At 69.4% G+C, this 9,188-nt stretch carries 9 protein-coding genes and 1 pseudogene; 8 read left to right on the plus strand and 2 right to left on the minus strand.

What is annotated here, in order from left to right; all coding sequences use genetic code 11:
* From K8V84_RS09545 to K8V84_RS09570, 6 genes are all read left to right on the plus strand, one after another.
* Positions 1–559 (plus strand): extracellular solute-binding protein (locus tag K8V84_RS09545; protein ID WP_304073188.1); only part of this gene is annotated, 559 nt, incomplete at its 5' end.
* A complete protein-coding gene (locus K8V84_RS09550; protein WP_304073191.1) occupies positions 556–1,443 on the plus strand; it encodes a sugar ABC transporter permease in 888 nt (295 codons plus the stop codon). The genes K8V84_RS09545 and K8V84_RS09550, both read left to right, overlap by 4 nt.
* Before the next feature lies 1 nt (position 1,444).
* Positions 1,445–2,311: a carbohydrate ABC transporter permease gene (locus K8V84_RS09555; RefSeq protein WP_304073194.1), complete on the plus strand. Its 867-nt coding sequence runs from the start codon at positions 1,445–1,447 to the stop codon at positions 2,309–2,311.
* A 181-nt stretch (positions 2,312–2,492) separates the two neighbouring features.
* A complete protein-coding gene (locus K8V84_RS09560; RefSeq protein ID WP_304073196.1) occupies positions 2,493–3,281 on the plus strand; it encodes an ABC transporter ATP-binding protein in 789 nt (262 codons plus the stop codon).
* A gap of 45 nt (positions 3,282–3,326) precedes the next feature.
* Entirely contained in the window at positions 3,327–4,118 is a 792-nt protein-coding gene (locus K8V84_RS09565) for a cyclase family protein (RefSeq protein ID WP_304073199.1), read from the plus strand.
* Between the two features lie 8 nt (positions 4,119–4,126).
* Positions 4,127–5,809, plus strand: a complete 1,683-nt coding sequence (locus tag K8V84_RS09570) for a thiamine pyrophosphate-binding protein (protein WP_304073200.1) — start codon at positions 4,127–4,129, stop codon at positions 5,807–5,809.
* Between the two features lie 12 nt (positions 5,810–5,821).
* Here the strand turns inward: K8V84_RS09570 and K8V84_RS09575 are convergent, their stop codons facing one another.
* Positions 5,822–6,508, minus strand: a complete 687-nt coding sequence (locus K8V84_RS09575; protein WP_304073203.1) for a LysE/ArgO family amino acid transporter — start codon at positions 6,506–6,508, stop codon at positions 5,822–5,824.
* Positions 6,509–6,591: 83 nt separating this feature from the next.
* On the opposite strand from K8V84_RS09575, the gene K8V84_RS09580 reads away from it, so the two are divergent.
* Complete coding sequence (locus tag K8V84_RS09580) at positions 6,592–7,479, plus strand: LysR family transcriptional regulator ArgP (protein WP_304073206.1); 888 nt, start codon at positions 6,592–6,594, stop codon at positions 7,477–7,479.
* A 306-nt stretch (positions 7,480–7,785) separates the two neighbouring features.
* Here the strand turns inward: K8V84_RS09580 and K8V84_RS25850 are convergent.
* Positions 7,786–8,322 (minus strand): annotated as a pseudogene (locus K8V84_RS25850) (SDR family NAD(P)-dependent oxidoreductase); the annotation flags it as partial.
* A gap of 73 nt (positions 8,323–8,395) precedes the next feature.
* Between K8V84_RS25850 and K8V84_RS09590 the strand changes: the two are divergent.
* Entirely contained in the window at positions 8,396–9,004 is a 609-nt protein-coding gene (locus tag K8V84_RS09590) for a helix-turn-helix domain-containing protein (RefSeq protein ID WP_304073211.1), read from the plus strand.
* Positions 9,005–9,188: the final 184 nt, after the last annotated feature.

A 9,188-nucleotide genomic window follows, 5' to 3' on the forward strand; every position in this document is an offset into this window, starting at 1 on the left:
GGGCGCGTTCGGCCCCAACTTCGCCTCCATCGACTACGACGGCGGCGGTGCCTCGGCGATGCTCGCCAACGGTGACGCCGCGATGTTCCTGATGGGCAGCTGGGACCTGTCCCAGCAGCAGGAGAACCACCCCGACTTCGCCTCCGGCGACCTCGGCTACGTTCCCTTCCCCACGGTGGAGGGCGGTGAGGGCGAGGAGGGCGCCGTCGTCGGCAACCCCAGCAACTACTTTTCCATCAACAACGACAGCCTCAACCCCGACGCGGCCGTCGACTTCCTGGTGGAGACCGTCACCTCCGACGAGTACGTGACCGGCCTGATCGACGCCGGCCAGGTGCCCGCTGTCGAGGGCATCGAGGACCAGCTCGCCGACAGCGAGTACGCGGACTTCGCGGTCTTCACCCACGGCATGGTCTCCGACGCCCCCGGCTTCACCCAGTCCTGGGACCAGGCCATCCCGCCGGCCGCCGCCGAGGCCCTTCTGACCAACCTGCAGTTGCTCTTCCTGGGCGAGACCACTCCGGAAGACTTCGCCGAGGACATGGAGTCCTTCCTGTGAGGTCCACCTCCGCCACGGAGCGGCCCGGGTTCGTCTGGGTCGCTCCGGCCCTGCTGTTCTTCGGCCTGTTCGGTCTGGGCCCGGTGTTGATCGTCATGTACCTGAGCCTGACCGACTGGAGCGGTCTCGGCACCCCCGAGTGGGTGGGTCTGGACAACTGGGTCCGCCTGGGCGAAGACGAACAGGTGCGATCCAGCCTGGGCATCACGCTGTTCCTGACCGTGCTGTGCTGGGCCACCCAGACCCCGATGGCGTTGGCCTTCGGCTCGTGGGCGGCCGGCACCCAAAGGTCCCGGGCCGTGGTGAGCTCGATCTTCTTCCTGCCCCTGCTGCTGTCCACCGCGGCCATCGCCCTGCTCTGGAAGGCCATCCTCGAACCCCACTACGGGTTGCCCGGCCAGATCGGGCCGCTGTTCGGGTTCAACGGCAACATCCTGGGCGACTCGACCCTGGCGCTGTACGCGATCGCGTTCATCGTGCTGTGGCAGTTCCTGCCGTTCCACATGCTGCTGTACCAAGCGGCGGCCCGTCAGGTGCCCAAGTCCCTCTACGAAGCGGCGGAACTGGACGGGGCCTCCCCGTTCCAGCGGTTCCTGAGGATCACCGTCCCGCAGCTGCGCCACACCATCGTCGCCTCGTCGGTGCTGATGATCGTGGGGTCGATGACCTACTTCGAGACGGTCCTGCTGCTGACCAACGGCGGTCCGGGCAACGCCACCCGGATCCTGCCCCTGTACATGTACTCCCAGGGCTTCGTCTCCTTCAAGATGGGCTACGCGAGCGCGATCGCGGTCGTGCTGGTCGTCCTGGGAACCGGACTGTCGCTGCTGGTCGTGCGCGTGACCGGATACTCCCGTATGACCAGCCAGAGGGAGGGCATCTGACATGGCCCCGAACGTGAAGGACAGGCCGGTGCTCCGGCCGCGCCGTCGATCCGGTGGACGCCCCTCCTACTGGTCCGGGCTCGGTGCCGCCTTCTGGCTCGTCATCGTCGCCATCCCGCTGTACTTCCTCGTCGCCACCAGCCTGCGCGGCTCCGGCGACTACATGTCGGAGGGGCCGCTGGCCATCCCCGACAGCCTCACCTTCGACAACTACGTCAACGTGTTCGAAGTGGGGTTCCTGAGGTTCTTGGGCAACAGCCTCGTCGTGGCGCTCGGCGCGGTCGGCCTGGTGCTGCTCGTGGCGGTCCCGGCGGCGTTCGGCATCGTGCGCAGTCGCAGCCGCGTCGTTGCCACGACCTTCTCGCTGTTCCTGCTGGGGCTGGCGGTACCCGCCCAGGCGGTGATCATCCCGGTATACCTGCTCATCACGAGGATGAACCTGTACGACACCCTCATCGCGGTCATCCTGCCCACCGCGGCCTTCAGCCTGCCGATCTCCATCCTGGTGCTCACCAGTTCGCTGCGCGACGTGCCCGGGTCGTTGTACGAGGCGATGGCGTTGGACGGCGCGACCAACCGGCAGGTCTTCCTGCGTCTGGTGCTGCCGCTGTCGCGACCGGGAGTGATGACGGTGGCGATCTTCGTCGGTCTCAACGCCTGGAACAACTTCATCTTCCCGCTGGTGCTGACCCAGTCCGAGTCCACGCGGGTCCTGCCACTGGGGTTGTGGGCGTTCCAGACCCAGTACGGAACCGACGTCCCCGGGCTGATGGCGGCGGTGCTGCTGTCCTCGCTGCCCATCCTCGCCCTGTACCTGTTCGGACGCAGACAGTTGCTCGGCGGGCTGGCCGCCGGGTTCGGAAAGTAGTCCGACCGGCGCGCGAGGGGGTGTTCCCGGAACCAGGCGTCCCGGGAACACCCCCTCACCCTTGGCACGGGAAGACCCCTTGACGCTCCGGCCGTGACCGTCTCAGGTTCACTTCGCCGTGACTCGGCCTCCACCGTTCTCTCCGCTACCGCCCCCGTGCCGGAAAGGTCGGTGTCCCAGGGTGTCCGCCCCCGCCAAGAACCTGCTCTTCTTCGCCACCCTGTGGCGCTCGCATCGATGGCTCACCACGGCCACGGCCCGCAGCGTGGTCTCCGGACAGGGCCCGGCCGAGGGGATGCCCGCGGCCGAGATCAGGTTCCGCGACGTGGGGTTCTCATACCCCGGGATGTCCACAACGGTCCTGGACGGACTCGACCTCACCGTCGCGGCCGGAAGCTCGCTGGCCGTGGTCGGCGTCAACGGGGCGGGCAAGTCCACGCTGGTCAAGCTGCTGACCAAGATGTACGAACCCGACTCCGGGAGGATCCTCGTCGACGGGCACGACCTGGCCGGCATGGCGGCCGACACATGGCGCGAACGACTGTCGGGCGCCCTCGTCGAACGGCTCCCCCAGGGCCTGGACACGCAACTGGACAACACGTGGGCCCAGGGGGTGGAGCTGCCGGAGGGCCAGTGGCAAAAGGTCGCGCTCGCCCGCGGCCACATGCGCGATCATCCCCTGCCACTGCTTTTGGACGAACCCGCGTCCGCGCCGGACGCCGAGACCGAGCACCTGTTGTTCGAGCAGTACGCGCAACGCGCCCGTGCCCTCGGCGACCGGGACCACATCACGCTCCTGGTCTCCCACCGTTTCTCGACCGTGCGCATGGCCGACCTCATCGTCGTCCTGGACGGGGCGCGGGTGATCGAGCAGGGCACCCACGAGGACCTCATGGGACTCGGCGGGCGCTACGCCGAGCTGTACGGAATCCAGGCACGCGCCTATCGCGCCCAGAGCACGGGCGAGTAGTCTTCTCGCCATCCCGGCCGAAAAACCGCGTATCCGGAGGAATCCGTGACCACCTCACCGGTCCTCGACCAGCTCATCGGCGGCCTCGCGGGTGGTGACGTCGAGATCCTCGACCTCACCACCCGCCTGAGCTCCGACACGCCCGCGCTGCGGCTCCCCGAACCCTTCACCGACCCGATCGACTTCCGGTTGGAGCAGGTCAGCGCCTACGACGAACCCGGCCCGTACTGGCGCCATCACAACATCCACACCGGTGAGCACATCGGCACCCATCTGGACGCGCCCGTCCACTGGGTGACCGGCAAGGACGGTCTCGACGTCTCCCAGATCCCGATGAGCCGCCTGGTCGGCCCGGCCGCGGTCCTCGACGTGAGCGCGGAGGTCGCCAAGGACCCCGAATTCCTGCTGGAGGTCGACCACATCCGCGCTTGGGAGACCGAGCACGGAACCCTGTCCAACGGTTCCTGGTTGTTGTTGCGCACCGGCTGGGACCAGTACGGACACGACCGGGAACTCTTCCTCAACACCGACGAGGACGGTTCCCGCACACCCGGGATCTCCGCCGACTGCGCGCGTTGGCTGGCCGAGGACAGCCCGGTCTCCGGGATCGGCGTGGAGACCGTGGGCATCGACGCGGGTAACGCCATGCGACTGGACCCGCCGTTCCCGGTCCACCACCACCTGCTCGGCAACGACCGGTACGGGGTGACGTCCCTGCGCAACCTGGCCCACCTGCCGCCCACCGGCGCGGTGGTGGTGGTCAGCCCACTTCCCATCGTCCACGGCACCGGCAGCCCCGCCCGGGTGATCGCCTTCGTGGACCGCAGGGGCCGGTGAGGACGCCCGTGAACGTCGCCGATCTGGTGGGAAACACCCTCGCCCGGCTGGGTGCCGGACACGTGTTCGGAGTGGTGGGCAGCGGTAACTTCGACGTCACGAACGCGCTGCGCCGCCACGGTGTGCCGTTCACCGCGGCCCGGCACGAGGGCGGAGCGGCGGTGATGGCGGACGCCTACGCGCGGATGTCGGACCGGCTGGGGGTGCTCACCGTCCACCAGGGGTGCGGGCTCACCAACGCCCTGACCGGGATCGGTGAGGCCGCCAAGAGTCGCACCCCGTTGCTGGTCCTGGCCGCGGACACCGCCCCGGCCTCGGTACTGTCCAACTTCGCGGTGGACCAGGACGCCCTGGCCCGGGCGGTGGGAGCGGTGCCCGAGCGGGTGCACTCGTCCGCGTCGGCGGTCACCGACACCGTGCGCGCGTTCCGCACCGCGGTGCACGAGCGTCGCGCGGTGGTGCTCAACCTGCCGTTGGACGTGCAGGCGGCGCCCGCCCCGCGGGACGCTCCGGCGACGGTGGCCCCACCTCCCTCGCCCGCTCCGGTCCGTCCGGCGGCTGAGTCGGTGGCCTCCCTGGTGGAACTGCTGCGCACCGCCGAACGTCCGGTGTTCGTGGCCGGCCGCGGCGCCCGAGGCGCGGGCCCGCAGATCGCCGCGCTCGCCGCGCACGCGGGTGCCCTGTTGGCGACGTCGGCGGTGGCCGCGGGGTTGTTCGAAGGTGAGGAGTTCGCTCTGGGCATCTCCGGCGGGTTCGCCTCGCCCTTGGCCGCCGAGCTCATCACCGACGCCGATCTCGTGGTCGGTTGGGGGTGCGCGCTGAACATGTGGACGACGCGACACGGCAGGCTCATCGCGCCGGGCACGCGGGTGGTGCAGGTGGACGTGGAGTCCGCCGCGTTGGGCGCGCACCGGCCCCTGGACCTGGGGGTGCTGGGCGACGCCGCGGCCACCGCCCGGGACGCCCTCGCCGTGCTGCGCGCCATCCGTTCGGAACCGGCGACCAAGCTGCGCACCCCGGAAGTGGGCGCGCGGATCGCCGCCCGGGCGCGCTGGAACGACGTGCCGTTCGAGGACCTGGCCGGCCGGGCCTCCTCCACCGAGGAGCGTGTGGACCCGCGTTCCCTCACCATCGAACTCGACCGGATCCTGCCCCGCGAGCGGGTGGTGTCCGTCGACTCGGGCAACTTCATGGGGTACCCGTCCGCGTACCTTTCGGTGCCGGACGAGTACGGATTCTGCTTCACCCAGGCCTTCCAGTCGGTCGGGCTGGGCCTGGGCACCGCGATCGGGGCCTCCTACGCCAGGCCGGAACGCCTGCCCGTGTTGGGCACCGGCGACGGTGGGTTCCTCATGGCGATCTCCGAGCTGGAGACCGCGGTACGACTGCGGATTGCGCTGGTGGTGGTCGTGTACAACGACGCCGCCTACGGCGCGGAGGTGCACCACTTCGCGCCGCGGGTACCGGGCTCGGAGGACGCCCCGGACCTTGGCACCGTGATCTTCCCCGACACCGACTTCGCCGCCCTGGCCCGCGGATACGGAGCGAGAGGGGTGACGGTGCGCCGTGTGGAGGACCTGGCCGCGGTGACCGAGTGGCTGGAGGGTGACCGCACGGCGCCACTGGTCGTGGACGCCAAAGTGGCCTCCGACGGGGGTTCTTGGTGGTTGATGGAGGCCTTCGGACACTGAGTCGACGAACCTTCAGGCTCCGAGGGCCAGGCGGATGCCCAGGGCGAGCATGACGACGGCGATGATCCCGTCCAGTGTCCGCCAGGCCCCGGGACGTGCGAAGAAGGGACGCAGCAGCCGGGCCCCGAACCCCAGGGCGAAGAACCACACGAAGCTGCCGGTCAGCGCCCCGACCGACCACCACCAGCGGGCGTCGCCGACCTGCTGGTTGGCCAGTGACCCCAGGAAGACCACTGTGTCCAGGTACACGTGGGGGTTGAGCCAGGTCAGGGCCAGGGCGGTGAGAACGGCGGCGCTCGGCGAGGGGCGCGTGCGGGTGGCGGTTCGCAACGTGGTCACCGCGCCGCCCTCCCGTGCGGGTTCGGGCTCCTCCGTGGCCGGGACCAGCGCCTGGGCCGGTCCCGGTTTCAGCGCCCTGTACGCGGCGAGCAGCCCGTACACGATGAGGAAGCCCGCGCCGAGGACCCGGATCACCACGAGCGCGGCGGGCATGGCCTGGACCAGGCCGCCGACGCCGACCACACCGGCGGCGATGAGGATCGCGTCGGAGAAGGCACAGACCAGGACGACCGCCAAAACCGTGCGGTGGTCCCCCTCGATCCCCAGGCGCAGGAGATAGGCGTTCTGCGCGCCGATCGCGACGATGAGGGCGAGCCCGGTGCCCAGACCGAGGAGGGCCGGAAGGAGTGTTTCGTTCACATCCAGAAGCCTCCCCGACCACGGGCCTGCAGTAAAGCTAAAGTTTCTTAGAACCCTTAAGAGACGCTTAGGAGGGGCCGCGGATGCCGTTCCAGTTCGACCATCTGAGCACACTGACCGCGCTGATCGACGAGGGCACCTTCGAGGCCGCCGCCGAACGGCTGCACGTGACCTCGTCGGCGGTGTCACAACGGATCCGGGCGATGGAGCAGAACGCCGGCAAGGTGCTGGTGCGACGGTCCAACCCGGTCGCTCCGACCGAGGCAGGCAACGCGGTGCTGCGCTACGCGCGCCAGGTGTTGCTGCTGGACCAGGAGGTGCTGTCCGAACTGCGCCAGGGCGGGGAGGAACGTCGCGACCACGTGCCGCTCGCGGTGAACGCCGACAGCCTGTCCACCTGGTTCCTCGAAGCCCTCGCCGAACTTCCGGTCGAACTCGGCGCGGTGTTCGAAATCCACCGTGAGGACGAGGAGCACACCACGAGCCTGTTGCGGTCGGGCTCGGTGATGGCCGCGGTGACCTCCACCCCCGAGGCGGTGCAGGGGTGTTCGGTCGAGGGTCTGGGGGTGCTGCGCTACCAGGCGGTGTGCAGCCCGGAGTTCGCCGCACGCCACGGACTGCGCGGGGTCGAAGGGCTCGGCGAGGCGCCGGTGGTGAACTTCGACCGCAAGGACGAACTACAGGACCGTTTCCTGCGGAACCTGACCGGCGAGGGTTCGACCGGACCGCGCCACCACATCCCGGCCTCTGAGGACTTCGCCCGCACGGTGCTGCTGGGCCTGGGCTGGGGCGCGGTCCCCGAACGGCAGTGCGCGCAACATCTGGAGAGCGGGCGACTCCTGGCCCTGGCCCCGGAACACCCGGTGGAGGTACGCCTGTTCTGGCAGCGCTGGAACCTGCGCTCTCCCCTGCTCGACCGGATCACCGAATGCGTACGAAACGGAGCCGCGGCCCGACTCCACCCGATGTGACGTCGGTGAGTCCGACCCGTTCAGGCCCCGACGGGACGCCGCTTGCGCATCAGGGCGGCCGAATCCGCGCCCCGCGCAGCCGCCAGGACGGTGGCCCCGGCGCCCGAGGAAGCGGGTCGGTCCCGCGGTGAGGGCGATACTCGCCCGCGACACCGAACTCGGCCCCGACCTGCGCCGATCGAGGACGCGCACCAGCACCCTCGCGACCTCGTCGGGGGTCTGGAAGCCGTTGCCGTAGCCGTCGGCGCCGATCCCGTCGAAGAACTCCGACCCGGTCAGCCCCGGGGAGAACGCCAGAGTTCGCAGGCCGCTCCCCCGTGTCTCCCACCACAGCGCCTCGGTGAGGTTCAGTACGAACGCCTTACTCGCAGAGTAGACGGCCATACCCGGGATCGGTTGGTAGGCGGCCGCGCTCGCGACGTTGACCAGGTAACCGCCGGGGGCCGCGCTCAGGCGGTCGACGAACGCCCCGGTGACATCGACGAGGGCTGTGACGTTGAGGGCCAGCAGGGCCTCCATCCGTTCGGGGTCCTGATCGGCGAAAGCCCCGTCCGAGCCGACGCCCGCGTTGTTGACCAGGCTGGTCACACCGAGGCGACGGCGGTCCACCTCGGCCGCCAGCGCTCTTCCGGCCCCCGGGAGCCCGAGATCGGCGGGCACGGTCTCGACCCGGACGCCGTGCGCCTCACGCAGTTCGGCGGCCAGGGCGTCCAGTCGTTCGGCCCGGCGGGCGACGAGGACCAGGTCGCTGCCGCGTTCGGCGAGCCTGCGCGCCAGGGCGGCACCGATCCCGGAGCTTGCGCCGGTGATGAGCGTGGTCTGGGAAGTGTGGTCGATAACCATGACGACACCATACGCCTAAAATGACACTTAGTGCCATACTCAACATCAAGTGACTTTCCGGTAAGGTGAATGCGTGAGCAGTGGAGTGGCCAAACCCGGCCTACGAGAGCGCACCCGCCGTGCGGTACACCGAGAGATCGCCGAAGCCGGCATGGAGCTCTTCCTCGAACAGGGCTTCGAGGAGACCACCATCGATCAGATCGCCGAAGCCGCCGGGATCTCCCGGCGTTCGTTCTTCCGCTACTTCGCCACCAAGGAGGACGTGGTTCTGGGCGGCCTGATCGACCGGGGGCATCGTGTCCGGTCCGCCCTCATCGCACGCCCGCCCGAAGAAGCACCCTGGGCCGCGGTGCGCGCCGCCCTGCTCGCGCTGCGCGAGGAGCCCGGAGCCGGATCCGAGACCGAACTGCGCATCGGCCGGATGTTGTTCGAAGCACCGTCCCTGCGCACACGCCATCTGGAGAAACACCTCGCCTGGCAGGAGATGCTCGTCCCCGAGCTCTCCCGACGGCTGCGCACCACGACGAACCTCGACGGACCGAGCGCCGACCACCGCGCCACCGCGATCATCGCGACCGCTTTGACCTGCCTGGACGTCGCCACCGAAACCTGGGTACACCGTGATGGCGACGTGCCCCTGGAAGACCTCTGGGACGAGGCGGTAACCGCCGTCCGCGCCTGACCCCAGCGACGATCAACCAGTAGATCTTGTCCCAACCCCAGGCCCATTTCGACGCCTTGACCGGGGCGTCGGAGTGGGGTGTCGAGGCGGGGGTGCTGTCGGTGGTGGGTTATCCACAGGTCCGGTTCTTCAGGCTGGTGTGGGGTCGGTCGGGCGTGATCCCATTGATCTTGGGGGAGCTTCT

The organism is Nocardiopsis listeri, assembly GCF_020741345.1.
In the GTDB taxonomy this organism is placed as follows: Bacteria; Actinomycetota; Actinomycetes; order Streptosporangiales; family Streptosporangiaceae; genus Nocardiopsis; species Nocardiopsis listeri_A.